At 62.4% G+C, this 25,870-nt stretch carries 22 protein-coding genes; 14 read left to right on the forward strand and 8 right to left on the reverse strand.

Features of this window, described 5'->3' with window-relative positions:
* Window positions 1-177: 177 nt before the first annotated feature.
* Genes BACI9J_RS03755 through BACI9J_RS03765 form a run of 3 tightly spaced genes read right to left on the reverse strand, consistent with a single transcriptional unit; the run spans window position 178 to window position 4,663 of the window.
* The gene (locus BACI9J_RS03755) at window positions 178-1,305 is read right to left on the reverse strand and encodes a M24 family metallopeptidase (RefSeq protein ID WP_159733228.1); all 1,128 of its coding nucleotides are present in this window, start codon (window positions 1,303-1,305) and stop codon (window positions 178-180) included.
* On the reverse strand, window positions 1,302-3,404 hold the full coding sequence (locus BACI9J_RS03760; protein WP_159733229.1) for a DUF6807 family protein: 2,103 nt from the start codon (window positions 3,402-3,404) through the stop codon (window positions 1,302-1,304). Before BACI9J_RS03760 ends, BACI9J_RS03755 begins: the two co-directional genes overlap by 4 nt.
* A complete protein-coding gene (locus BACI9J_RS03765; protein WP_201296499.1) occupies window positions 3,401-4,663 on the reverse strand; it encodes an acetylxylan esterase in 1,263 nt (420 codons plus the stop codon). Before BACI9J_RS03765 ends, BACI9J_RS03760 begins: the two co-directional genes overlap by 4 nt.
* 363 nt (window positions 4,664-5,026) lie before the next feature.
* Between BACI9J_RS03765 and BACI9J_RS03770 the strand changes: the two genes are divergently transcribed.
* From BACI9J_RS03770 to BACI9J_RS03780, 3 genes are all read left to right on the forward strand, one after another.
* Complete coding sequence (locus BACI9J_RS03770) at window positions 5,027-5,971, forward strand: carbohydrate ABC transporter permease (RefSeq protein ID WP_159733230.1); 945 nt, start codon at window positions 5,027-5,029, stop codon at window positions 5,969-5,971.
* Window positions 5,964-6,905, forward strand: coding sequence for a carbohydrate ABC transporter permease (locus tag BACI9J_RS03775; protein WP_159733231.1), 942 nt, complete (start codon window positions 5,964-5,966; stop codon window positions 6,903-6,905). Before BACI9J_RS03770 ends, BACI9J_RS03775 begins: the two co-directional genes overlap by 8 nt.
* 113 nt (window positions 6,906-7,018) lie before the next feature.
* Window positions 7,019-8,389 (forward strand): ABC transporter substrate-binding protein, encoded by a 1,371-nt coding sequence (locus tag BACI9J_RS03780; RefSeq protein ID WP_159733232.1) that lies wholly within the window; start codon window positions 7,019-7,021, stop codon window positions 8,387-8,389.
* 139 nt (window positions 8,390-8,528) lie between these two features.
* On the opposite strand, the gene BACI9J_RS03785 is transcribed toward BACI9J_RS03780, so the two are convergent.
* Window positions 8,529-10,547 (reverse strand): beta-galactosidase, encoded by a 2,019-nt coding sequence (locus BACI9J_RS03785; RefSeq protein WP_159733233.1) that lies wholly within the window; start codon window positions 10,545-10,547, stop codon window positions 8,529-8,531.
* Between the two features lie 197 nt (window positions 10,548-10,744).
* Between BACI9J_RS03785 and BACI9J_RS03790 the strand changes: the two genes are divergently transcribed.
* The 5 genes from BACI9J_RS03790 to BACI9J_RS03810 all read left to right on the forward strand — a co-directional run bounded on the left by BACI9J_RS03790 (window position 10,745) and on the right by BACI9J_RS03810 (window position 16,010).
* Window positions 10,745-12,031 (forward strand): ABC transporter substrate-binding protein, encoded by a 1,287-nt coding sequence (locus BACI9J_RS03790; RefSeq protein ID WP_159733234.1) that lies wholly within the window; start codon window positions 10,745-10,747, stop codon window positions 12,029-12,031.
* A gap of 46 nt (window positions 12,032-12,077) precedes the next feature.
* Entirely contained in the window at window positions 12,078-13,031 is a 954-nt protein-coding gene (locus BACI9J_RS03795) for a carbohydrate ABC transporter permease (protein ID WP_159733235.1), read from the forward strand.
* Window positions 13,028-13,951, forward strand: a complete 924-nt coding sequence (locus BACI9J_RS03800; protein ID WP_159733236.1) for a carbohydrate ABC transporter permease — start codon at window positions 13,028-13,030, stop codon at window positions 13,949-13,951. Before BACI9J_RS03795 ends, BACI9J_RS03800 begins: the two co-directional genes overlap by 4 nt.
* A 20-nt stretch (window positions 13,952-13,971) precedes the next feature.
* Window positions 13,972-14,625 (forward strand): Poxvirus protein I5, encoded by a 654-nt coding sequence (locus BACI9J_RS03805; RefSeq protein ID WP_159736346.1) that lies wholly within the window; start codon window positions 13,972-13,974, stop codon window positions 14,623-14,625.
* Window positions 14,626-14,729: 104 nt separating this feature from the next.
* On the forward strand, window positions 14,730-16,010 hold the full coding sequence (locus tag BACI9J_RS03810; protein WP_159733237.1) for an MFS transporter: 1,281 nt from the start codon (window positions 14,730-14,732) through the stop codon (window positions 16,008-16,010).
* A 75-nt stretch (window positions 16,011-16,085) separates the two neighbouring features.
* Here the strand turns inward: BACI9J_RS03810 and BACI9J_RS03815 are convergent, their stop codons facing one another.
* Window positions 16,086-18,185, reverse strand: coding sequence for a DUF6807 family protein (locus tag BACI9J_RS03815; RefSeq protein ID WP_159733238.1), 2,100 nt, complete (start codon window positions 18,183-18,185; stop codon window positions 16,086-16,088).
* A 266-nt stretch (window positions 18,186-18,451) separates the two neighbouring features.
* Between BACI9J_RS03815 and BACI9J_RS03820 the strand changes: the two genes are divergently transcribed.
* The 4 genes from BACI9J_RS03820 to BACI9J_RS03835 all read left to right on the forward strand — a co-directional run bounded on the left by BACI9J_RS03820 (window position 18,452) and on the right by BACI9J_RS03835 (window position 21,536).
* Complete coding sequence (locus BACI9J_RS03820) at window positions 18,452-19,471, forward strand: acetylxylan esterase (protein ID WP_159733239.1); 1,020 nt, start codon at window positions 18,452-18,454, stop codon at window positions 19,469-19,471.
* Between the two features lie 221 nt (window positions 19,472-19,692).
* On the forward strand, window positions 19,693-20,829 hold the full coding sequence (locus BACI9J_RS03825; RefSeq protein ID WP_159733240.1) for a 3-deoxy-7-phosphoheptulonate synthase: 1,137 nt from the start codon (window positions 19,693-19,695) through the stop codon (window positions 20,827-20,829).
* Window positions 20,830-21,060: 231 nt separating this feature from the next.
* On the forward strand, window positions 21,061-21,273 hold the full coding sequence (locus tag BACI9J_RS03830) for a helix-turn-helix domain-containing protein (RefSeq protein WP_017199160.1): 213 nt from the start codon (window positions 21,061-21,063) through the stop codon (window positions 21,271-21,273).
* A gap of 164 nt (window positions 21,274-21,437) precedes the next feature.
* Window positions 21,438-21,536, forward strand: a complete 99-nt coding sequence (locus tag BACI9J_RS03835; RefSeq protein ID WP_003792170.1) for a 30S ribosomal protein bS22 — start codon at window positions 21,438-21,440, stop codon at window positions 21,534-21,536.
* Between the two features lie 165 nt (window positions 21,537-21,701).
* Here the strand turns inward: BACI9J_RS03835 and BACI9J_RS24685 are convergent, their stop codons facing one another.
* Together BACI9J_RS24685 and BACI9J_RS03845 are read right to left on the reverse strand one after the other, a co-directional pair.
* The gene (locus BACI9J_RS24685) at window positions 21,702-22,280 is read right to left on the reverse strand and encodes an endonuclease domain-containing protein (protein WP_328699789.1); all 579 of its coding nucleotides are present in this window, start codon (window positions 22,278-22,280) and stop codon (window positions 21,702-21,704) included.
* 531 nt (window positions 22,281-22,811) lie between these two features.
* Complete coding sequence (locus BACI9J_RS03845; protein WP_159733242.1) at window positions 22,812-23,675, reverse strand: HAD family hydrolase; 864 nt, start codon at window positions 23,673-23,675, stop codon at window positions 22,812-22,814.
* 102 nt (window positions 23,676-23,777) lie between these two features.
* Between BACI9J_RS03845 and BACI9J_RS03850 the strand changes: the two genes are divergently transcribed.
* Both BACI9J_RS03850 and BACI9J_RS03855 read left to right on the forward strand, forming a co-directional pair.
* Entirely contained in the window at window positions 23,778-24,032 is a 255-nt protein-coding gene (locus BACI9J_RS03850) for a glutaredoxin family protein (protein ID WP_159733243.1), read from the forward strand.
* Window positions 24,033-24,108: 76 nt separating this feature from the next.
* Entirely contained in the window at window positions 24,109-24,816 is a 708-nt protein-coding gene (locus BACI9J_RS03855) for a redox-sensing transcriptional repressor Rex (RefSeq protein ID WP_159736347.1), read from the forward strand.
* 47 nt (window positions 24,817-24,863) lie between these two features.
* On the opposite strand, the gene BACI9J_RS03860 is transcribed toward BACI9J_RS03855, so the two are convergent.
* The gene (locus BACI9J_RS03860) at window positions 24,864-25,610 is read right to left on the reverse strand and encodes a hypothetical protein (protein ID WP_159733244.1); all 747 of its coding nucleotides are present in this window, start codon (window positions 25,608-25,610) and stop codon (window positions 24,864-24,866) included.
* Window positions 25,611-25,870 lie beyond the last annotated feature (260 nt).

Raw genomic sequence — 25,870 nt, forward strand, 5'->3', positions numbered from 1 at the left:
ACCCCCGCTTACCCACCCCCGCTTACCCAACTAGGGGACAGTAACCGTCGGTATGAGCCCTCATTGCGACGTTTACTGTCCCCTACTTGGGTAGGCGCACACGAAAAAGGGGCGGGGTCACCATCACGGTGACCCCGCCCCTTTCGTTTGAGTCGGGTTAGTGCGGGCGGCCCGGCGCTACGGGCGAAGCGTCAGCGGACGACGACGACCGTCCACTTGGGTGGTGGGCCAACGGTCGTCAGTGGTCAGGACCCGCAAGCCGGAATCCGTGAGCAGCACGGTGTCCTCGATCTTCACTCCGGGACCGGACGGGTTCCACGTGAAGGGCTGGTTCAGCACCACCGTATCCGTGACGTCTGCGGTGACCCGGGGATCGCGGCCTGCATAACCGGCCGGCCCGCCTTGGTGGTGGAGCGTCCACTGGTCCTCGCCGAAACCGTGCCGGGCGTAAGCCTGCTTAATCTCGGCGAAGATGTCATTGAGCCGGGCACCCGGAACGGTGGCGCGGAAGATGTCGGCCTCAACTGCGGCGATCCGGGCTTCGGCGTCGAGCTCTTGGGGAGTTCCGGCGTCGAACGCTATCCACCTGGTGACGTTGGCAACCAAACCGTTCCGGCGGGCACACACCACAGCCATGGCGCGGCGCCCGATAGGGGAGTGCGTGGCCAGCGGATGGCGGAAATCGCTGCGGGAAGCTCCGTTGCAGAGCAGGACCAGCGGCTCGGCGCCCACTGAAACAATCCGTGCGGCCAGTTCCGAGACGAGCTGGAATTCCGTGGTTTCCGGCGTCGCCGCAGTGAGGACATCGGTCATGGCGGCTGCGGCGTCGGCGGAAAGCTCGGCGTAACGGGCCGTCTCGCCGGGCAGGAGCTGCTGGCGGGCTGCCCGCAGTTCTGCGGTGACGGCCGCTTCCACCAAGGGGTCGCCGTCAACGGCCATCCCTGCTGCGAAGGCATGCAACTGGCCGTTCCACGGAACACTGTCCAGGCTGACGCCGTCCGGGAGCTCCTCCGCTGCGATCCGTCCGGCCTCGTTGTTGAACGTCACCAAGTGGTCACCGGAGCGGTCCACCAAGAGGGCCGCGATGGGGTCGCCGGCCAGGCTGATGTGCACGCGGCTGCCGTCCAAGTACCAAGTCAGGGCCGTGTTGGAAGTCAGCAACAGCGACTCCCGGCCGGCGGCGTCCATGATGTCCAGCACCCGCTGGCGCTTCACTGCGCGGTCGGCCACGTTGCCGGGTGCTGTGAGTGGACGGGGTACAGTGACCGCAGTCAGAGCCGGCGTGAATTGAGTAGGCGTTGTCATGCCGGTTCCCCCAAAGTTGTGATGAGTTGTTCAATGTCTTGTGTTGCCAGGAAGCCATCCATGACGAGGACGGTCACGGTCCTGTGGACAGGGCGGCCCGGCTCGGTGGTCACCGGGGCGTCCCAAGCCAAGGACAGCCCGACCCCCGGGTACCCAGAATGCCGGACAAACCACGGGTCAGGCGCCTGCGGTGAGGCCAGGAACACCAGGGTTGCCGGGTGCCCCAGCCCGGGGTCGCCGGCGACACTGGCTGGGCCGGTTGTTCCGGCGTCGAACGTTCCGGACCAAGCCAGCCAGGGCGCCACGGTCCCGTGTACCGCGTCCTCGCCGCGTGCCTCAGGTGTCCAGATGGTGGCGTCGCCAACCTTGGGGAGCCGCCAAAAGAAGCCGCCGTAACCGCCTTGCGGACGCCCGTTGGAGCCGGGGCTAGCCAACAGCACCGGTCGTCCCGTGGCTGACGCCAAGGTAAAGTCCAGGGTCAGCTTCCACCCTGAAGGCCCGACGGCGGACCAGCGCCACTCGCGCTGTTCGCGGAGTACCGGTGTGCCGTCAGGACCGAGCCAGCTCAGCTGTTCGCGCCTGTGCCCGTCATGGTGCTCTGCGGATTCCGTGACGATCCTGCCGTGATCCTTGCGCCACACGTATGCCCCGGCATCCCGGGTGTAGGTCCGGCCGCCCCAGAAATTGATTCCGTCAACGTCCTGGAGGGCCACGCCCACTCCCAAATGCCAGACGTGGTCTTCCGGGATGTGGTCCGTGACTACTGTTCCCGCGAGGGTGCGTACAGGGTGCAGGTAAGGCCGCGGCGAGGATGCGGGCCGGATCCGGGAACCGTTCTGGAGGGTAGCCACGGTTATGCCGTTAATGTCCAGAGTTCCGTTGGTGTTCAGGCTGGGCTCGCCGGAGACAGTCCAGGGTGCACCCAGCTCAGCGAAAGTTGCCTGCCCCAAAGCTGCCCGGCGGATCAGCGAATCGATCCCATGAACCACGGGGTGGGCTGCGTCGCCTTCCCCTTCCCATGTGATGAACTCCGGGGGGATCTGCCGGGGTGCCTCTGCTGTGCGGATCGCTTCCAATACGGAGACGTACGCACCCGATCCGGACAACGGGCTGAGAAGATCGTCCTCCGTGCGGGCAGCCAGCAGGTTCTCCAAGAGGTCGGTCCGCCCGAACGTCTCCGTCCGGGTGCCCTGCGGAGAGGTGATCTCCAGGCGGTCCTCCGTGTAAAAGAGCGTGAGCTGCCCGAGCGTCCCGTAGACGGTAACCGACGGCGCGGACTGCGCGGGGGCACACAGCGTCAAGGCGCACGTCAAGACTGTGCTTCCCGCGGACCCAGTGCCGCCGCCAAATCCAGTGCCGCCCGCAATCCGGACCCGCACCACGGACGTGTCGTCACTTTCGGTGTCGTTGGCGCGGTACAGGTCCGTCTCCACGGATTCAACGTCCGCTACAGTCCGCGCACCGGCCAGTCTCAGGCCGGTGGCCACAGCGTGAGCCAAGGCGTTGGTGGCCACTCCGTCCACCACATCCGTCCCGTTCAGGCTGCGCCTGCCGGCCCATCGGGACCGTTTGAAGTACGCCTTGTTCCGCAACCACTGCCCCGTGGCGCTGATGCCGCGGACATCGCCTATCTCACCGGAAGCCACCATGGCTTCGATCGCGGGCAGGGCCAGTGAACCCAGGCTCTGGAAGCCCACCTGCACCAGACGACCGGCGCTCGCAGCGGCCGCCAGGAGGTCCTCGAATTGCGCCATGGAAGCCACCGGCGGCTTTTCCAAGTACACGTGCGCCCCTGATTTGAGGGCAGCGAGAGCAAGCGGTGCATGGGTTTGGATGGGCGTGGAGATGATCACCACGTCCGGGGCGCTGCCTCCAGCCAGGAGCTCCTCAAGGGAAGCGAAGACGTTCACATCCGGGCCAAGGGCTCCCTTTGCCGGGGGATGCGGATCGGCGACGGCCACCAGTTCCAAAGCACCGGTGGCACTGAGTCGGCCAAGGTTTTCCAGGTGTCGTTCGCCGAAGCCATGCACGCCCACCAGCGCTATGCGGGGGAGCCGGGCATTGCCCTCCGTGGCGGCGGCGGTCAAGGGTTGTGTCATGGGGCTGTCCTAGCGGGATCAGGTGCGTGGGTATGGGTGGGATTGCGGGGCTGCAACGCGGAGGCGAGGAACGCGGCGGCCTCGTCCTGCATGGCGTGGGTGAAGATGTGGGGTTCCTGCCAAAAACTGCCGGTGTAGCGGCCGGGGATGTCCTTCACCAGATGCTGATGGGCTTCGCGCATTCCTTGCTCCGGGAAGAGGGGATCGTCCAGGGCGTACTGGACCAGCACCCTTTCAGCTGTTGAACGGACGGCCAGGTCCGGCCAGTCACCCAACCTCGCCAGGCCGGGGGAGTGCAGCAGCCACGAGTGGGCGTCCAGGTACGCAGGCAGGAGTGATCCGAATGTGGTCATCATGCACGTGACCACGTAGCTGCGGATCAGCGGGCTGAGGGCGGCGAGCACCAGCGCCCGTCCGCCGCCGCCGGAGAAGCCCAGGCAACCGAGCCGATCCGCATCCACGCCAGGCAGCGACGCAAGGACACCCAAGGCCGCGAGGTCGTCATGCGCCACGGTCCCGGCAACGGTGGTGCCTATGAGCGTTGCGGCTTTCGCCACGGTTTCCTCGTGAGCGGCAGCCGCTGCCTCATACTGTTCCGCTGCGGAAAGTTCGACGCCGGCCTCCCGCCGTAGTGCCTGCTGGCCGTCCACGGCGTTGGCAGTCCGCCAGGGAAGGGGATCGAGTCCGAAGCGGCGGCTGCCCCACATGAAGGTGTCGTGGGCAAGGACGGCGAAGCCCTCTTGAGCCAGCCACGTGGCGAGGGCCCGGCCGCCGTAAAGTTTTGCCCTGACGTCCAAGGGCGGCAGGTTCCTTGCAGGAGAACCGGGGGCGCCGCCGTCGTCATGGTCCGATATGTAGGGGTCCGATTCGTAGGGGGCCGATTCGTGAGCGAACCGCACAAGCCGCTCAGCGCCGTAAGCCTTGATCCCGCCATGGCAGTGAAGGGCGAGGAGCCCGGGAAGCGGGCCTGTGGTGCAGGCTGGTCGCACCAACCAGGCGGAGGTGGCCGGGCCGAAGCCCAACTGCCACTGCAAGTGAGAGGTGATGACGCCGTCGTGCTCCGATTCTGAGAGCACCGAGTACTCAAGGTCCGGTGTTACGGCGGGCACGCCAAGTGTGTCAGCAAGTTGGCTGGTCTTCACGGAGTCAGCAGTGAAATCAGCAGTGAGCCTGTGCCGGGCAACGTAGGCCGGCCAATCCTCATAGCCAGCCAGCGCGCTGGGTCGGGTGAGCGATGCTGCCATGTCAGCGCTGGTCATGGCAGGCGGGGTGGGTGGGGAACAATAGTGTCCTGCCTTATCGAATGCTGCAGCGCACGCCGGGCTTCGTCAGCGTGGAAAAACAAGGTGAGGCGACTTCCTAAGAAAACGCTTTCTCAAAAATTAGCAAAAGGCTGTACAAGGGTCAAGAAAACGTTTACTTTGATACGGAGCCGCTGAACGTCCGGACCGCAATCCTGGCAATTCACGGGTAGCGCCAGTAGATGGACGGCGTTCCGGACGGCAAGTACCAACCAGACTCGAACTTCCGTGGATGGCCACGATGACCAAAGGAGACCACATGGCCGCTGTACTACGCACGGGGACGCCGCAAGGCGTTCGCGCTCCGGCGAGGGGGAAGCAATGAGCGCTATAGGCGAACTCTCCACAATGACCCGGCGCAAGGGTCCCATGAGCAAAGAAGAGAAGAAGGCGAACGGTCGCGACAACAAAGCCGCCTACATTTTCCTCCTTCCATGGCTGATCGGTCTTGCCGTGATCACCGTGGGACCCATGCTGATGTCCTTGTACCTTTCCTTCACGGACTACAACCTCCTCCAGCCTCCTGAATGGGTGGGCCTGGATAACTTCATCCGCATGTTCGGCGATGCCCGCCTCCACAACTCCCTCCGCGTCACGTTCACCTACGTGCTGGTGGGTGTGCCCCTCCAGTTGGGCGTGGCCCTGCTGATCGCCCTGGTCCTGGACAAGGGCTTGCGCGGCCTTCCGTTCTACCGCTCCATCTTCTACTTGCCCTCCCTGCTGGGCGGCTCAGTAGCAGTTGCCATCCTGTGGAAGCAGATCTTCGGCACCACCGGCCTGGTAAACCAAGTACTGGCAATGGTTGGCATCGAAGGGCCGGGCTGGATTTCTGACCCCAACACCGCCCTTGGCTCCATCATCCTGCTGCACGTCTGGACCTTCGGCAGCCCCATGATCATCTTCCTGGCCGGCCTTCGCCAGATCCCGGTGATGTACTACGAGGCAGCCAAGGTGGATGGCGCAACTACCCTTCAGCAGTTCTGGCGGATCACCCTGCCGATGCTGAGCCCCATCATCTTCTTCAACCTGGTGCTTCAGATCATCGGATCCTTCCAGTCGTTCACCCAGGCGTTCATCGTCTCCGGCGGCAATGGCGGTCCGTCCGACTCCACCATGTTCTTCACCCTGTACCTCTACCAAAAGGGCTTCGGCCAGTTTGATATGGGCTACGCCTCAGCGATGGCCTGGTTCCTGCTGGTCATCATCGGCGTCTTCACCGCCATCAACTTCATCGCTTCAAAGTATTGGGTGTTCTACGATGACTAAACTCCAGACCCTTCCCGCCGCGTCCGGTTCCTCCTCAGGCAAGTCCGGTAAGGACGGCAAGAGCCCGCGACGCCGCGAGTCACGCGGCAGCCTGGCCTTCAGCCGCAGCGCCCGCATCAAAGGCCTGATCAAACACGCCATCCTGATCCTTGTTGGTGCGGTGATGATCTATCCGCTGCTGTGGATGGTGGTTTCCTCACTTCGGCCCAACGACCTCATCTTCCGCGAACCCGGCCTGTGGCTGGAGAGCCTGGAAATGAGCAATTACACCGATGGTTGGTCCGCCCTGACGCACCCGTTCGGGCACTACATGATCAACTCCGCGATCGTTGTCCTCGGCTCGATTCTCGGAAACCTGATCTCCTGCTCCATGGCCGCCTACGCTTTCGCCCGCTTGCAGTTCAGCGGCAAAAAGATCTTCTTCGGCATCATGCTGCTGACCATCATGCTTCCGTTCCACGTGGTGATTGTGCCGCAGTACATCCTGTTCTCGCAGATCGGCTGGGTCAACACGTTCTGGCCGCTGATTGTGCCCAAGCTGCTGGCAACGGACGCGTTCTTCGTGTTCCTGATGGTTCAGTTCATTCGCGGTATTCCCAAGGATCTTGACGAAGCTGCGCGCATTGACGGCGCCGGCCACCCCAGGATCTTCCTCCGCGTGATCCTGCCCCTGATGGTTCCGGCGCTGGCCACCACCACCATTTTCACGTTCATCTGGACATGGAACGACTTCTTCGGCGCACTGATTTACCTCACGGACCCGGATATGTTCACCGTTCCGGTAGCGCTGCGCGCCTTTGTGGACTCGCAGTCGGCCACCAGCTGGGGATCGCTCTTTGCCATGTCCATCGTGTCCCTGCTCCCGGTGTTCCTGGTGTTCCTCTTCGGCCAGCGGTTCCTCATCAAGGGCATCGCCACCACAGGTATCAAATAAAACAACTAGAACAAGTAAGCATCTTGTAATACAAGATTGTGACTTGTATCATAAACGCGACGGGAAAACGCTTTCTCAGTTCGCATCAGGATCAAAGAAGATCGGAGACAACAGTGCCGGTAAACCCAAAGGGTGAAGCAGTCGCCCTCGCAGCTGCCTCGCCAACCCGCACATCAGCGCCGAAGGCCAAGCGCAAGCTTCGCGCATCCGCCCTCGTAGCAGCCACAGCTGCAGCAGTTCTCGCCCTCACTGCCTGCGGTGGTGGCGGAGGGTCCGACGCGAAGAGCGCCGATGGAAAAGTGGAGCTTCGCTTCGCATGGTGGGGCGGCGACAAGCGCGCCCAGGTAACGCAGGCTGCCATTGCTGCCTTCGAGGCCGAGAATCCCAACATCAAGATCAAGCCCGAGTACGGCGACTGGAGCGGCTACTGGGACAAGCTGGCTACCCAGGTTGCGGCCAACGATGCTCCGGACATCATCCAGATGGACGAGAAGTACATCACCGAGTACTCCACCCGCGGCGCGCTGCTGGATCTGTCCAAGTACGACATTGACACTTCAAAGCTTGATGCCGCTGCCCTGGATGCGGGCAAGGGCGAGAAGGGCCTCACCGGCATCGCCGCCGGCATCAACGCAGCTACCATCCTGGCCAACCCGGCAGTCTTCCAGGCTGCCGGCGTCGCAATCCCTGACGACAAAACCTGGACCTGGGAAGACTTCGAGCGCATCTCTGCGGAGGTCACTGCAAAGTCGCCCAAGGGAACGTACGGCGCTGCTGCCTACGGCACCGATGAAGCCTCGCTGGGTGTGTGGCTGCGTCAGAACGGGAAGTCCCTTTACACCGAGGACGGCAAGCTTGGCTTCGAACCCTCGGATATTGCGCAGTGGTGGGCTTTCCTGAAGGAACTCAGCGAAAAGAAGGCGGTCCCCTCCGCATCAGAGGTTGTTGAAGCCGAGGCAGCCCCGCTTGACCAGAGCGGCCTGGCAACCGGCAAGAACGGCTTGGCCTTCTGGTGGTCCAACCAGCTTCCTGCCCTTGAAAAGGCTGCCGGCGGCGAACTGCAGATCCTGCGCTTCCCGTCCAAGACAGGCAAGGCAGATGACGCCAAGCTTTGGTACAAGGCCTCCCAGTTCTGGTCCGCATCTTCGCGCACCAAGCACCCTGAAGAGACGGCCAAGTTCATCGACTTCCTGACCAACAACGTCAAGGCCGGCGAGGCACTTCTGGCAGACCGCGGCGTCTACCCCAACTCCGAAGTACGCGACGCCATTGCACCCAAGCTCGCCAAGGCAGACGTGAAGGTGGTGGACTTCATCGCCGGAATCAAGGAAGAGCTCGGTGACGCACCGGCCGCACCCCCGAAGGGCGCCGGTGCCATCCAGGAAATCGTGAAGCGTTACACCTCGGAAGTCCTGTTCGAAAGGCTTTCAACAGAGGAAGCCGGCAAGAAGGCCGTGGACGAAATGAAGTCCGCAATCAGCTAGCTTTGTCGAAACAGAAACCGCGCCCCGGATTGGTCCGCCAGGATCAGCCGGGGCGCGGTTTTTCGTGTGCGCGCCCAACTGGGGGACAGCACATGTCGTATTGGCGGCCCATTGCGACATGTGCTGTCCCTTACTTGGGTCAGTCTTCCGCGATCACGGCCACGGCTCCGGCGGGTACGACGCCGGTGAAGCGTTCGCCGCTGAGCAGTTCGCCGCCGTCGGCCTTCACGGTGACGTCTTCCCGGCTGTGATTGATGGCGAACAGGAAGCTGCGTCCGTCAGCGCCGCGTCGACGGACAAGTTCGACGCCGGTGGAGGCCTCGGTTGCCGATGTCACCCCGGCCTCGTCCACCAGTCGGGCGGTCAGGGCGTCGATGCCGTCGGCGTCGGGGAGGGTTGCGAGGTACCAGGCCGAACCGGTGCCCACGCTGCGCCGGGTCAGGGCCGGAACATCGCCCAGCGGGAAGTCGGTGAAGGTTGCAAGAACTTCCGTATCCGCGGCAGCGTGGACGTGCTCGCTCCACACCGACCCGATCTTTCCGTCGCTCAACGCGACAGAGGTGCCCGGGAAGAGCGGGTGGAATTCCTCGCTCCGGATACCCAGCAGTTCGCGGAAAGCGCCCGGGTAGCCGCCCAGCCGGACGTGATCCTGCTCGTCAACGATTCCACTGAAGTAGCTGATGAGCACCGTAGCGCCGGCAGCCGCCGCGGCAGCAATGGAAGCGGCATCCGCGTCTGTAACGGCGTACAAAGTGCATACCAGGATGAGGTCATAGCCGGAAAGGTCCGCGGACGGGTGCACGAAGTCCGCGGTAATGCCGCGCAGGTACAACGAACGGTGGAAGGCCCGCATGGTGTCCAGGTATTTCAGCGAATTGTTGGGGTGCGAGTCCAGCTCAGAAGCCCACCAGGCTTCATAGTCGAACACGATCGCAACGCGGGATTCCACGCGCGAGCCCTTGACGGGTTCCAGCTTGGTCAACGCGTCCCCGAGGTCCACCACGTTCCGCCATACCTGCGTGTCGCGGCCGCCGTGGGGAACCATGGCGGAGTGGAACTTCTCCGAGCCGGCCTTGCTTTGCCGCCACTGGAAGAACATCACGGCGTCGGCGCCACGCGCCACGTGCGTCAGTGAATTCCGGAGCATTTCGCCAGGCATCTTGGGCTGGTTGTGGGGCTGCCAGTTGACCGCCGACGTCGAGTGTTCCATGAGGATCCACGGCTCGCCGCCCGAAACGCCGCGGGTCAGGTCCGCGCTGAACGCCAGTTCGATGTTCCGCTCCGGGTCAGCGGCCACGAGGTAGTGGTCGTTGGCAATAACGTCCATGTCCTTGGACCAATCGAAGTAATCCAGCGTCTTGGTAGCGCTGGAAACCATGAAGTTGGTGGTTGCCGGGACGTCTGGGGTGACTTCGCGGATCACGGCCAACAGTTCGCGGTAGTAGTCAATGAACACCCAGGAGTTGAAGCGCGCGAAGTCCAGCTGCTGCCCGGGGTTGAGTGTGGTGGGAGCTGCGCCCGGCGGAAGGATCTCGTCGAACGAAGCATAGTGCTGCGACCAGAATGCCGTTCCCCACGCCTCGTTGAGGGCTTCGATGGAACCGTATCGCCGTTCCAGCCATGCGCGGAAAGCGGCGGCGTCCTCCTCGCCGTGGAACTCACCAACGTGGCAGCCAAGTTCGTTGTCCACGTGCCAAAGTGCCAGGGCCGGGTGGTTTTTGTAGCGTTCGGCGATCACCCGCGTCATGGCGGTGGCGTACTTGCGGTACACGGACGACGACGGCGTGTAGTGGCGTCGCGAGCCACGCTCCAGCCGGACTCCTTCCGCAGTGACGGGGAGGATTTCCGGGTATTTGCGGGCCAGCCAGGCCGGGGGAGAGGCAGTGGCTGTGGCCAGGGCAACCTTGATTCCGGCTCCGTGGAGGTTGTCCATCACATCGTCCAGCCACCCGAAATCATAGTTTCCTTCGGTGGGTTCCAGGAGTCCCCAGGAGAAGATGCCAACGCTCAGGAAGTTGACTCCCGCTTCCTTCATGAGCTCAATGTCCTCGAGCCGGATCTCTTCGGGCCACTGCTCCGGGTTGTAGTCGCCACCATAGGCGAGGCCGTCGAGTCTGCTCCAGACGGATGGGCGGTTTGGGGTTTCGGGGGAGGTCAAGAGGACTCCTTCGTCGGGTTGGCCGTGCTGGTACTGAGGGTATAGGTGCAGCGTATCGGGGAAAACGCGTTCTTTGGAAAACGCTTGCCCAGATTCCGGAATAGGGATATTGTATCGATTCAGAACGAGTGTAAGCGAGATCACTGCCACGTTGTAGAGAACTTGGAAGCTTGCACCAACTGAGCAAGGAGGCTCTCATGATTGACAGAAGGAAATTCCTCACCACGGTGGCTCTCGGCACTGCATCTGCCGCTTTCCTCTCCGCTTGTGGCCAATCCTCAACCGCAGGACAGACGGGTTCCGCGGACAACCCCGTCACCATCAACTACACCTGGTGGGGCAACGATGACCGCGCAGAACGTACCCGCAAGGCGATTGCCCTGTTCGAGTCCAAGAATCCGGACATCAAGGTCAACGGCAACTTCACCGACTTCGCCGGATACTGGCAGAAGCGCGCCACGGAAGCTGCCGGTGGTGGCTTGCCTGACGTCATGCAGTGGGACCTTTCCTACCTTCGCGACTACGGCCAGCGGAACCAGCTCCTTGACCTGAGCACCGTAAAGATCAACACGGACGCCTTTGACAAGTCGCTCCTTCCCTCGGGGCAGATCCGCGGCAAGACCTACGGCATCCCCACCAGCACCAATGCCTTCGCGGTGTACTACGATCCCGCCAAGCTCCAGAGCATGGGTGTTGCGGAGCCGGATGGCCAGTGGACGTACAAAGAGTTCAACACCTTCATGTCCGAGGTAGGACAGAAGGGCAACGGAGCGCTGTACGGCGGCACCGATTACACCGGTGTGTGGTGGATGTTCAATATCTGGCTACGGCAGAACAACATCCAGGCGTTCACCGATGACGGCAAGCTCGGATTCACCAAGGATGACCTCAAGAAGTGGTGGAACACCACCGCCGAGCTTCGCGGTACCCCTGCACTGGTTCCCGAAGAGCGGGTTACCCAGCTCGCTCCCAAGTCCGCCATGGGATCAAACGTCACCGCCAGTGAGGTCACCTGGGACAACTTCATGGCCGGTTACCTCGGCGATAGTGGCGCCAAGGAACTGAAGCTGGTGCCGGTTCCCTCGGATGACCCCGATAACCTGGGCCTCTTCCTCAAGCCTTCCATGCTCATGGTGGCCAGCGCCAAGACCAAGTACAAGGACGCCGCTGCCCGCTTTATCGACTTCATGGTCAACGATCCTGAGGTTGGCCAGATCTTCAAGACCTCCCGCGGTGTCCCGGCGTCGAAGACCCAGCGCGACGGAACCACGTTCGAAGGTACTGACAAGCTCGTGGTGGATTACGAGAAGTCCATCGAGAAGTACCTCAAGGACGCCCCCGAGCCGCCCATCGTCGGTTTCGGCACGCTTGAATCCTCCTTCAAGCGGGTTAGTTCCGATCTTAACTACGGCAAGTTGACCCTGGACGGCGCAGCAGATGCATGGTTCAAGGAAGCCGAAGACCTTATCAAGCAGAACGCCTGATCAGGATGCGCCTGATCCCGGCTTTCCCGACTGACGGACTGATCTCGTGACTCAAAGCCCAACACTGAGCAGGCGCTCGTCGTCGTCCGCTTCCCCGCAGCCGCGCAAGTCGCGGCGGCGTGGAGCGGATGCCCGCGCCGGCTACACGTTCCTGTTGCCCTGGCTGCTGGGATTCATCGCCCTGACTGTGGGCCCCATGATTTCCTCGCTCTACCTTTCCTTCACCAACTACAACCTGTTCGAAGCTCCAAAATGGATCGGCCTGGACAACTACGCCACCCTCTTCCAGGATGAGCGTTTCCTGCAGTCGGTAGGAGTGACCCTGCAGTATGTGGGCTTCGGTACGCCACTGAAACTTGCCGCCGCATTGGCCATCGCCATGTTGCTCAACAGCAAGCGCAAGGGCCAGGGGTTCTATCGCTCGGCCTTCTACGCGCCGTCGCTCATTGGTGCGTCCGTGTCCATTGCCATCGTCTGGAAGGCGATGTTCGGTGACTCCGGTCCCGTGGACCAGGGCCTGTCGTTCTTCGGGATCAACCTTGGCGGCTGGGTGGGCAACCCGTCCATGACCATGCCCATGATGATCCTGCTGACCGTCTGGCAGTTCGGTGCCCCCATGGTGATCTTCCTGGCCGGCCTCAAACAAATCCCCGCCGACCTCTACGAAGCAGCATCCATGGACGGTGCAGGGCCGGTCCGCAAGTTCCTGAACATCACCTGGCCCATGCTCTCCCCGGTGATCTTCTTCAACCTGTTGATGGAAACCATTCACGCGTTCCAGATCTTCGCTTCGGCCTACATCATCTCCAACGGTGAAGGCGGCCCTGCCGGATCAACCCTCTTCTACACCCTCTACCTGTACTTGCGCGGTTTCAGCGACTTCCGGATGGGCTACGCCTCGGCAATGGCCTGGCTCCTGGTGATCGTGGTCGGCATCATTACGCTGATCTTCTTCAAAACCTCCAAGTCCTGGGTCCACTACAGCGGTGATTCGAAATGACAACCATGGCAACACCCACCCAACCCGCTCCCACTAAACCGTCAGCGGAGCAGGTCTACAACCCGAAGTCCGAGTCCACCGCGGCCAAGCGCATCAAGAGCACCATCTTCCACATTGTTGCTTTGGCGTTGGTGGCCATGGTCCTCTACCCGGCCATCTGGATGATCTCGGCCTCCTTCAAGCCGAACTCCGAGATCGGCGGCGCCAACAACGCATTGTGGTCGAACAACTTCAGCTTGGACAACTTCGTCACAGCCATGGAGGGAATCGGTGGCGTCTCAACACTGACGTTCTTTACCAACTCCCTGATCCTGGCCGTCGGCGCCGTGGTGGGAACGGTCCTCTCGGCATCCATCTCCGCCTACGCCTTCGCCCGGATCAACTTTCCTGGCCGCGGACTGTTCTTCGGCATGATGATCGCCACCCTGCTCCTGCCATTCCACGTGGTGATCATCCCGCAGTACATCGTGTTCCAGCAGCTTGGCCTGGTGGACACCTACGTACCGCTGCTGATCGGCAAGTTCCTTGCCGCGGATGCGTTCTTCGTGTTCCTCATGGTTCAGTTCATGCGAGGCCTCCCGGCCGAACTTGATGAAGCAGCCAGAATCGACGGCGCAGGGCACGTGCGGATCTTCGGGTCCATCATGCTTCCGCTGATGAAGCCGGCCCTGATTTCCACGTCCATCTTCTCCTTCATCTGGAGCTGGAACGACTTCCTGGGCCCGCTGCTCTACCTCAACACCCCGGAAAAATACCCGCTCCCGTTGGCGTTGCGGCTCTTCGTGGACCAGACCCAGAGCTCGGACTACGGAGCCATGATCGCCATGTCCGTCCTGGCGCTGATGCCCGTGCTGGTCTTCTTCCTGATCTTCCAGCGCTACATCGTCGAAGGCGTCTCCACACAGGGTCTCAAGGGCTAAGGACAAAGAAAATGAGCACTATGAACGCCACAGGCAAGCCGTCGCCCACCCCCGGGATCCCGGTCAACCGCTTCGCCCTCTTCGCCGAGACCATTCTGGCGGGAGTCATCGTGCTCCTCCTCTCCGTCCCATTGGTGACGGCGCCGGCTGCCTATGCGGCCGGCGTCGCGCACCTCGAAAGGCACCTCAGCGGCAGGGATGATTCCCTCCGCAGCCTGTGGGGCAACTTCCGGCGCGCGCTTCCCGGCAGTTGGAAGCCGGGAATAACGACGGCGGTAGCCGGCGTCGTGATTGTCCTGAACCTGTTGCTCGCGCTGGTGGGGCAACTGCCCGGCCGGGCCTTTATCCTGCCAGCCACGCTGGTATTGGCCGCGGCAGGTGCGGTGCTGTTCCTGCGGACCGCCGCCAATTGGACCGCCGCCAACTGGAGCGGCGCCGATTGGAGCGGTGACGCCAGCCCGCAACCTGCCGGGGTTCCCGGTCCGCAGCGGTGGGCGCTTGCCTACTCGCAGGCCAAGGCAGACGCGTTGCGCGACTGGACCGGCTCGCTCCTGTTGCTCGCTGCGGTGTTCATGGCCGTGGTGTTCGTGTGGATGCTGCAGGCCTTGTTCGTGATCGTTCCCGGGACCTTGGTCCTGGCCGCCGCCGCCATCAAAATCCGTTCCAACCGTTGATTTTTTGTACAGCTGATGCCCTTCAGGAGCCTCCTTAAGGGCATCAGCTGTACACAAACTCCAAGAGAATCCGCCCCAACCCGCTGAATCGAGCAAAACACTCCGTGTCGCCGCGCCCGTTCCCACTGCGCCCCAAATCCACCACACCACGTGCCCGCTCCACGGAAAGCTGGCACTACCCCCTTAGGCATCACAACTACCGGATCTTCGTAACCCTCTCCCTTGTAGGGAGTGGCGGGGTGTGGATGCAGCGGCTCGCCCAGGATTGGCTGGTGCTGCAACTGACGGGCAGTCCGGCCGCAGTCGGCGTCGCAGTTGCCCTCCAGTTCCTCCCCATGCTGGTGGTGGGTCCGCTCAGCGGCGTGCTGGTGGACCTTTTCCCCAAGCGGCGCATCCTCCTGGCCTGCCAGGCCGTCGCCGTGCTGCTGGCGGCCGCCTTGGCTGTTTGGAACGCGATGGGCGGCACCGATGTGTGGGTGGTCTATGCGTCCTGCATTGCCCTGGGCATCACCAGCGCGATCGATGGACCGGCCCGGCAGGTGTTCGTCAACGAGGTAGTGGGCGACGCCGGACTGCCCGCCGCAATCGGCCTCAACAGTGCAATAGGCCAATTGGGGGCTATGGCCGGCCCGGCATTGGCGGGCGTAGTCATTGCCCAATCAGGTCCGGCGGCGGCCTTCGCTGCCAACTCTTTGATAGGCGTATCCGTCATGGTGATGATCGCCACCATCAGGCCGGGCGAACTTCACCATGCCCCCGAAGCGCCCGATCCCAAGGCCCGGAAAGGCCAGATCCTGGCCGGCTTCCGCTTCGTCATAGCCCGGCCGCCCCTGCTGCTGACCATGCTGTTGGCAGGCTTGCTGGGTGCCTTCGGCATGAACGGCCCGGTGGTTCTCGCGGCGTTCGCGGACGGAGTCTGGCACAGCGGTCCCGCAGGCTTTGGCCTCTTCAACACTGTCAGCGCATTGGGGGCCCTGGCAGGTGCGTTGGTGGCCACCCGGATCAAGCGCTTTGGCCGGAAAGGGATCGTGGCCAGTGCCGGACTGTTCGGTCTGACCCAAGCTCTGGCTGCCTTGATGCCCACGCAGGAATGGTTTGTGGTGATGCTCATTGTGGTGGGATTCATGACCCTGGTGTTCCTCACCAGCGCTGCAACCGCGGTACAGCTTGAGGCCGGTGCCAGCGTACGCGGCAGGGTCCTTGCGCTGTATTTCCCGCTGTTGCTGGGCGGCCACGCCTTGGGTGGCTTGCTGGCCGGTTGGCTCACGGAGGACTTCGGGGTACGGACCGGGCTGGTGGTCACGGGAGCGTTGGGGATGGTCTCGGCTGGCGTGATTGGCTTCCTGCTGTGGCGCTACTCGGCCTCTGTGGCTCGCCGCGCTTAGTTATCTCCTTCGGAGCCTGCCCTTGTTCGTCCTCCTCACAGTTGTACGGTGAGGAGGACGGACAAGGGCGGGAACTCACAGCCCGACGCCGTCCACCAGGGCGTGGATCTCCGCTTCGCCCATGGTTCCGTCGCTGATCCACACCGTGGTGGTCCGGGTGAGGGACTCGCCGGCCGCCAGCTCAACTGCTTTATCCCATGCCAGCGCAGAACCCACCGCAGGGTAGTCGCTGCACCGCACGAACCACGGGTCCGCCGACTCCTCAGGTGCGCCGAACACCAAAGTGGCAGGGCCGCCGTCGAACTCTCCGGTCCAAGCAAGCCACGGCGATACCGAGCCATGCACAGACGGCTCGCCCTCGGCTGTGGAGGAAAAGACGCGCGGCGAAGAATTGACGGGGAGACGCCAGAAGAAACCGCCGTAACCGCTGCCCGCGGCACCATGCGAACCCGGGCTGCCCAAGGAAACATCCACGACGGCGGTGAGCCGGGTCTGGAGGTCGAGTCGCCAGGTGCGCTCATTCAGGAAAGTGCGGGCAAAGGTGCGTCGCTCTTTGAGGAGCAGGCTGCCATCGGCCCCGAACCAATCGAGGTGGAGCGTGGTGAGATCTTCGTCGCGGGAGACATCCGTGATCTCGATCCTTCCGTGATCCTTCAGATCCACGTACTTTCCCGCCGTTCTGCGGTAGCTGCGGCCACCCCAGAAATTACTTCCATTGACGTCCTGCAGCGCGAATCCAGCACCCAGGTGCCACGCGTGGTCCGAGGGCAGGTGGTCAGTTACCACTACCCCGGCCGCCGTGGTTACCGGGTGCAAGTAGGGGCGTGGGGAGAGATCCGGCTGGAGGGTGCTTCCGGAACGGAGGACTGCGATGGCGTTGCCGTTGGCGGCCTCACCGGCCCTGGCCTCACCGGCGGTGGCCTCACCGGCTTCGGGAGAAAAGAGGGCTTGAGTGCCCTCGGGGACCGGGCGTGCCCAAGCCAGTCCCAGCTCTGAGAAGGTGGCGTGGGCGCGGGTGGCTCGTTCCAGGATGTCCTCGATGTTGGGGATTACTGCATGTGCCTGATCGCCGGCACCCACCCACTTCACGCATTTCGTGGGGATCAGAGCGGGTGCCGGGGCTGTTCGGATGGCTTCCAGGACACGCATGAATGCGCCGCTGTGATTGAGCGGGCTGAGCAGGGGAGTGCCGTCTGAGAGGTGCTCGAGGAGGTTCTCGATGAGGTCGTCGCGCCCGAATGTGTGAGTGGTTTCCCCTGCTTCGGTGCGGACGGTGACGCGATCCTCTGTGTAATGGAAAACTGCTGTGCCTTCAGTGCCGTGCAGTGTGACGTATGGTTCCACCGGCTCGGTGGCGCAGAGCGTGAGGGCGCACGTGATGGGTAGGCCGTTTGTGGTGCGCAGACGGATCACTGAGGTGTCATCCGCTTCGATGTCGTTTACGCGGTAGAGGTCCGTTTCCACGGAGGCGAGGTCCTCTGCAGTGCGTGCTCCGGCGATCCGTAGTGCTGTGGCGATCGCATGCGCCAGCGGGTTGGTGGCAACGCCGTCCACCACATCCACGCCGTCGAGGCTGCGCTTACCTGCCCAGCGGGACCGCTTGTAGTAGGCACGATCCCGTACCCAGCGGCCCGTAGCGGAAATTCCCTTCAAAGTGCCGATGCCTGGCAATTCGCCCGAGCCCTCCCCGTTTGCCAGCCTTTCCAAGGCCGCCAGCGCATGGGAACCCAGACTCTGGAAACCGATCTGGACACTCCGGCCGGCCTCGGCTGCAGCTTCCTGGAGGCGAAGGAAATCGCTCATTGAGGCCACGGGAGGTTTCTCCAGGTAGAGATCCGCCTCGGAAGCGAGCACGGACAGGGCCAACGGTGCGTGTGTCTGAATGGGAGTTGCCACAATGATGATGTCCGGTCGGTGATTCCCGGCCAGAAGCCCGTCCAGGTTTGCGTGGACAGCGGTGCTTTCCGGCAGGGCTCCGGGGGCCGGCGGATTGGGGTCAGCCACCGCTACGAGGTTTACTTTGCCTTGACCGATGAGGCGCTCAAGGTTGCGCAAGTGGTGCGTGCCGAAGCCGTGAACACCCACCAGGGCGATCCTGGCAGGCCCAGTGTTGGATGCGCCTGCGGCCCTAAGGCGTATTGGACTCTGGGCGGACTCGGTGGAAGCGGTGTCCATGGCTCTCCTAAAGGTGGCGCGGCGACGATGGCGCGCGACGGCGTCGTCAAGGTATTCACAAAACTGTTCGGGCGGGTTTAGGCTACACCTCAGCAAGCGCTTTCCCGCGTTCGACTGTTCTTAGTTTAGCCACACCCCCGCCAAAATGTAACGATTCAATACGAGCGCCAAGAGGTTAACGATGACGTAGGATGTCCTCGGCTAGACCCTTGGTGATAGCCGCTCACCCGAACCAGCCACTCAGCCCACCTGAACCGGAATGGACCATGCCCCTCTTTGACCTTCCCCTTGACCAGCTCCGCAACTACTCCTCCACAGCCTTAGCACCTGCCGACTTCGACGAGTTCTGGGAAAACACCATTGCAGAGGCCCGTGCGCTTCCGCTCAATGCCGTATTTGAGCCAGTCGATAACTACCTCAGCGTGATCAACACCTTCGACGTCGCGTTCTCCGGGTTCGGGGGAGACCGCATCAAGGGCTGGCTGCATCTCCCCGCACAACTCCACCCTGGGGAACAGCTTCCAGTGGTGGTGGAGTACATCGGCTACTCCGGTGGACGTGGCCTGGTCAACCAGAACACCCGTTGGGCCCAGGCGGGCTACGCGCACTTCATCATGGATACGCGAGGGCAAGGCTACGGCGGGGTTTCCGGGGACACTCCGGATCCGCACCCCTCGGCCGGCGGCATCAACTATGCGGGCCTCATGACCCGGGGTGCCGATCACCAGGACAACTACTACTTCCGCCGGGTCTACGTGGATGCGTTCCGTGCGGTGGAAGCGGCGCAGAGCCATCCCGCCGTCGACCCCTCAAGAGTGGTGCTCACAGGCGTGAGTCAGGGCGGTGGCATCACCGTTGCTGCTGCCGGGCTGACGGCCGGAAGGCTCGACGGCGTTATCGCCGCGCTGCCCGACGTCCCGTTCCTGCAGGACTTCCCCCGTGCGATCGACATCACCCCTCGCGGCCCGTACCCGGAAATCGCGTCCTTCCTTGGTCGGCACCGCGAGAAATATGAGCCCATACTGGCAGTCCTGAACTACTTCGACGGCGTTCACCTGGGCCGCGCCGCCACCGTTCCCGCCTTGTTCTCCGCCGCGCAAATGGACGATATTTGCCCTCCATCAACGGTTTTCGCGAGCTTCAACAACTACGGCACCGGCTCCAGTGGTCAGGGCGGCGCGCCTGAAAAGGACATCGACGTCTACCGCTTCAACAACCACGAAGGCGGCCAGGAGCACCACTGGATCAAGCAATTGCAGTTCCTCCGCAAGGTGCTGTCCTCATAGTGGACACAATTTGCCGCCTGTGACCGGTCGTGATTAGGGTGTGGCTATGACAAACCGTTGGTATGCGTATTTTTCGTTGGCTCTGGAGGGGCCCGCGTCTAACTGACACGCATCCAACTTTCCTTCAGAGCCAACAGGGCAGAGATCATTCTCTGCCCTTCGCCATATCCGGCGGGTTCTGAAAAGGGGCCCGCTCCGCATCCCGGACAGGACCCAAGAAAATGACCAGCATCTCCGCAGAACCCGCACCGCTCCAGTCGGCTGACGCGACTCAGCCCGCTACCTCCAACCTCCGGGTGGCCCGCTTCGAGCCGCTTCCGGCGCCCCAGGACCTCATCGCAGAGTTGCCGTTGGACGCCCGCTCAGCTGCCGTCGTCGACCGCGGCCGTGATCAAGTCCGCGCCATCATGGACGGCGTGGATGACCGCCTCCTGGTGATCGTTGGGCCATGCTCCATCCACGATCCCAAAGCCGGCCTTGAATACGCCCGCCGCTTGGTCAGCCAGGCCGAGAAGCACAAGGAAGACCTGCTGATCGTCATGCGGACCTACTTCGAGAAGCCCCGCACCACCGTTGGCTGGAAGGGTCTCATCAACGATCCCCATCTGGACGGCAGCCACGACATCGCCGCAGGCCTGCGCGCCGCCCGCGGTTTCCTGAAGCAGGTCACCGCGTTGGGTCTGCCCACAGCCACGGAATTCCTGGAACCCATCAGCCCGCAATACATGGCAGACCTTGTTTCCTGGGGTGCCATTGGTGCCCGCACCACGGAAAGCCAGATCCACCGCCAGCTCGCGTCCGGACTGTCCATGCCCATCGGCTTCAAGAACGGCACCGACGGTGATCTGCAAGTAGCCATCGACGCTTGCGGCGCCTCCGCTGCCGAGCAAGCCTTCCTGGGAATCGACGACGACGGCCGCGCGGCTTTGGTGGCTACGTCCGGCAACCCGGATACCCACGTGATCCTGCGCGGCGGACGCAAGGGACCCAACTACTCTGCCGATGACGTTGCAGCTGCTTCGGCCAAGCTTGCTGCCAAGGGACTGAACCCGCGGCTCATTGTGGATGCGAGCCACGCCAACAGCGGCAAGAGCCACCACCGTCAGGCTGAGGTTGCTCTGGAAATCGGTGCTCAGCTCGAAGCTGGTGCTTCCTCGCCCGTGGCCGGTGTGATGCTGGAGAGTTTCCTTGTTGGCGGGGCGCAGAACCTGGATGTAGCTAAGCAGCTTGCGGGGGAGCAGGAGCTCGTTTACGGCCAGAGTGTTACGGATGCCTGCATGGAGTGGGATGTTACGGCGTCGGTATTGGAACAGCTCGCGGCATCGGCGCGGAAGCGTCGGGCAGTGGTCGCGGCGTAGGGGTTGCGGCGTAGGGTGTGCGCCCGTTTCGGGGGTTCCCTGCTGGAGATGCCGTGCGCGCGGCATTGCTGGCAGGGAACCTACTAAATGGGCAGATCCGGGCCCGCGGGCTCTTTCACATTGGCCCCATCAGCCTCTAGAGTATCTAGCACATGGTTGTTTGATGGCTCAGCATCGGCACACCGTTCCACTGGGGGTGTCCTACTGTCTGAGAGCAAAGGAATATGGGAAATGTCCGCGGAGACTAACTTCTCGAATGCGCGTTTCATGACGGTGGCCGAAGTGGCCGACGTCTTGCGTGTTTCCAAAATGACCGTGTATCGCCTGGTCCACTCAGGGGAAATGCCCGCCGTGAGGTTCGGCCGTTCCTTCCGGGTCCCTGAAGAGGCTGTTGCCCAGTACCTCAAAGGTGCCGTGGTGGACGGTCAATCCGAGACCGCCTGAGACCTGCCGGGGTCCGTCCTCCGGACCGTGGTCATGGGGTGCCCCTTTGAAGCGGTACTCTGTTAAGGAACGTTTTACGTCAATGTAAGAATCTGTCAGTTGTACTGTCTGCTTCCGCGGATCGGTTCCAACAGACAGGAACTTCTAGTTTGTAAGGAACTTTCGTGGGTTCAGTTATTAAGAAGCGCCGCAAGCGTATGGCCAAGAAGAAGCACCGCAAGCTGCTTCGCAAGACTCGCCACCAGCGCCGCAATAAGAAGTAAAGATACTTCATCAAGCGTGAATGCCCGTTGCCTCTCGAGGTGGCGGGCATTTTTGCACCCATCCCTCGCTCATGTCCCTCGGGTTTGGGTTGCACGCTCGCTCACATCCCGCGTGGTTGGGCTGCACGCTCGCTCACGTCCCTCGGGTATGGGCTGCACGCTCGCTCACATCCCTCGGGTAAAGCCCGAACGGACCGCGGGATCTACCCAAGCTGATCGCAGAGCGCTCTTTATCCTTTTTGTGGCTGACGAAAAGTTGTCCGTCAGGTCATCCTTTCCAAATTTGAGGACTGTCCAACCTGCCGCTTCAAAGGCTTTGTCGCGTCGCCGATCACTGAATATCTGGTCCTGCTCAAGGTGATGGCCGCCGTCGTACTGTATTGCAACTCGCCGATCACGGAAGCCCAGGTCGGCAGTTGGGGAGAACGGATCGTTCAGTCGGAGCTGCACCTGCAGTTCGGGTTCGGGAATGCCTGCGTCCAGCATCGCCAGGCGGAGCAAGGACTCGGGGGCGGAATCGGCGCCCACGCGCATAAGGTCCAATGCTTCTCTTGCCCGAACAACGCCTTGCAGATTTTTGTGTCTATCCACCAGCTTGCGGAGAGCTTCAACTGTAGTGAAGGGTGTCCCGCGTTCTTCGAATTCCGGTCTGGGGGTTCGAATGAGTTCGTCGCCCATGCAGACGAGGTGCGGGACCGGAAGACGTCGCGCGAGATCCAACCAGGTCCTCGATCTAGTGCTCATTCTGATGCCTTTGACGTATTCGATCTCATCCTCGGCGGCTATTACCGTGTGTCCGATGACTCCTTTGCGTCGAACTCCGGGGAATTGCCTCGGCTTGCTGAGGTGCAATTCGTTGGAATCTGCCAACCAGGGTGGAAGGCATAAGCCATGGAGCCTCGCAGCAGTCACATGCGAGATCCAGGCGCCCGGAGTTACAGCTGACAGCGATCTTGCGGCCGCCGACAACTCGAAATCCCAATCGGACGGTCGGTAGACGCCTCGGCTAACCCCGTGGATTTTGACGCGGTTCCATAGGAGCGACTGCTTCATCCCCGCGGCCTCGGCTTCGTCGAGAGTGAAGGGTGCAGTCGTTAGTCGGGGAGGAAGTGGGGCGGAATTCTGCATAACGGCATTCTTGCCCAGAAACGTTCGCGGCATCGAAAGTTATCCACAGGCCCCAAGAGGTCCCCGAGGGATGTGAGTGAGGGACGGGTTGAAGCCCGAGGGATGTGAGTGAGGGACGGGTTGAAGCCCGAGGGATGTGAGTGAGCGTTAGATGCGGGGGCCGCGGAACTTTGAGAAGCCGCGCCATAGGCCATAGACGGCTCCGCCAACGGTAGCGGCCTTGAGCCCGAGTGTTGCGGCCCGGCGTCCGGAACGGAAATCGTAAACGGGCCAGTTGTTCTCACGGGCATGGCGCCGCAACTTTGCATCCGGGTTGATGACCACAGGATGCCCCACCATGGTGAGCAGAGGGATGTCGTTGGCGGAATCGCTGTAGGCCCAGCAATGGTCCAGATCCAGCCCTTCGCGGTCTGCCACGAGTTGGACAGCGATTGCCTTGGCAGGACCGTGAAGGATGTCGCCAACCAGCTTTCCGGTGTAAACGCCTTCGTCCACCTCACCCACAGTGCCCAAAGCGCCCGTAAGACCTAGCCGAGTGGAAATGACTGTGGCTACTTCGATGGGCGTGGCCGTCACGAGCCACACCTTCCGGCCGACCCGAAGGTGCTGCTCGGCAAGCGCCTTGGTTCCAGGCCAGATCCGTGACTCGATCATTTCGTCATAGACCTCTTCGCCCAGGGCCTTGATGTCGTCCACGGTGATGCCTGCAGCAAGTGTCAGCGCGGAGTCGCGTACCGAGTGGACATCTTCCATGTTCTCGCCGCGCATGACGAACTTGAACTGCTTCCAAGCGAATCCGGCTGCTTGGGAGAGAGTGAACGCTTTGCGTTCGTACATTTTGCGAGCCACATGGAAGAGGCTTGCACCCTTCATCAACGTATTGTCGACGTCGAAGAAAGCCGCTTCGCCGGCGTACTTCCGGGCGATGTCCATCTTGGCCGCGCTCCTCTGCACGGCGTCCTGCTGCACCAAGGCATCTGCGACCACGGCGGCGTTCTTCTCCTCGGGCATGCCTTGAGTCTAGTCAATCGCGGAGAGACGCGTTGAGGACGCACGGCGGAGCCACCGATGGGGGTGGGATGTGAGCGGGCGATGGGCCGGTAAGTTTGAGGCATGGCTATTCCCGACGTCGTTCTCCTCACCAAAGCTGACTGCCACCTCTGCACGGAGGCGCGTGCCGCCGTCGAGCGCGTCACAAAAAGTCTCGGCGTCCAGTGGTCCGAGCAGACGATTGACGGCGACCCCCAACTGCAGGAGCGGTTCGCTGAGGAGATCCCAGTGGTACTGGTGGACGGCATCCAACGCGATTTCTGGAAGATCGACGAGGAGCGGCTTACCCGGACCTTGAAGAAAGTCCTGGAGGGCTGAGGGTGGAATTACCCGCAAGTAACGGCTTTTGTTGAGCCCGGCCGAGGGTCATAGAGTGGAACAACAAAGCGACGCAATGGAGAATACCGTGACTGCGCTGGAACCGTCCCCGGAAGCAACAACCGGAGACAATGAGCCTGCCGCAAAGCAGATCCCGCCCGCGGCAGTGGCCCGGATGACCCTCTATTTGCGCGCGCTCAACTCGCTTCTGGCTGAAGGTGTTGAACGGGTTTCCTCTGAGGCCTTGGCGGAAGCCTCGGGCGTCAGCTCGTCCACGCTCCGCAAGGACGTCTCCTACGTCGGCTCTTACGGGACCCGCGGCGTCGGATATGAGGTCCAGTACCTGAGCCGCCACATCGCCGCAGCCCTTGGGTTGACCCATGACTGGAAGGTTGCGATTGTTGGTGCCGGTAACCTCGGCAAGGCCCTTGCCAGGTATGGCGGTTTTGAGTCCCGCGGCTTCGACGTAGTAGCCATTTTCGACGCCGACCCCATGGTGATCGGTAATGAGGTGGGCTGGCTGCGGGTCAGTGACTCAGCCGAACTCGAACGGGTGCTGGAGCGAACTCACACCAACATGGTGGTGCTGGCGCTTCCCGCTACCGTGGCCCAGGCAGTGTGCGACCGCGTCATTGCCGCCGGGATCCGGAGCATCCTCAGCTTCGCCCCTGTCCTGTTGCAGGTCCCTCCGCACGTCAACCTCCGCAAGGTGGACATGGCAACCGAGCTCCAGATCCTGGCCTACCACGCACAACGGGCGCAGACACCGGGCCAGGCTGTTTAGCCTTTGCCGGGTCCGCGCCCGAGTTTTGTATGTGTAAGCCTGCTTGTTTAGCGGCCGTAGGGGTTCTGATACGTGTTGCCGAACGGCTGCGCCTTACGGAAGTACGGGGCCGACGCCGGCAGGTACAGCAGGACGATTCCGGCAATCCCCAGTAGCGCGGCGAGCGTAGCGAGGCTCAGCGGCACCAGCATGAAGATGGAGATTGCTGCCAGCACTGTTCCCAGGATTCGGGCCCAGTTGCGTCCCTTGCGGACGTTGAGAGCCACCACAGCGTAGAGTGCAGCTCCGATGATAGCCATGACCACCATGGTGCCTACCACGAAGGCTTGTATGTCTTCGAACCTCACATCAGCTGCGCCTCCGGCTGCCATCTGATCTTCAATCATGGATCGCATCGCAGGATCGCTGATGCTGGCCATGGAAATGAACAGCGAGATGAGCCAGATTACTCCGGCGCCAACAATCAGCCAGAAGCCAATGTTGACCATCTGCGGGATGGTGGTGGGTCCGGGCTGCTGGCTGGGCCAGTTGTTGCCCTGGCCGTATTGCGGCGCGGCGGGCTGGCCGTAAGGCGAAGATTGCTGGCCGTACTGCGGCGCGGCGGGCTGGCCGTAAGGCGAAGATTGCTGGCCGTACTGCGGCGCGGCGGGGGATTGCTGGCCGTACTGTGGCGCGGCGGGGGACTGCTGGCCGTACTGCGGAGCCGGGGGCTGCGGCGCAGAGGGCTGGGAGCCGTTGGTCTCGGGCTGGTTGGTATCGCCCGGGTTTGACGGCGGGTACGGAGGGTTGCTCATGGCATTCCTTTGCTTGTTCGACTGCTGGTACGGCCGCCGGGATCAGCAAATCGACCCTGCCCCCAGCGTGGTTCTGCTTCCACCGTACCTCTCACGTCCGACACTGCAGACGATCCCACGCAGGTATTTCAAGCTGACGGAAAAAATCATCATGTGGGCTTACGCCTTCATGATGAAGGCCGCGGGAACCCGGAGGTTTCAACCGCGGCCTTCAGCCCTCATTTCCGCCGGTAATGCTCGACGACGGCAGTTGGGTAAGT

This window comes from Arthrobacter sp. 9V, assembly GCF_902506065.1.
Lineage (GTDB): Bacteria > Actinomycetota > Actinomycetes > Actinomycetales > Micrococcaceae > Arthrobacter.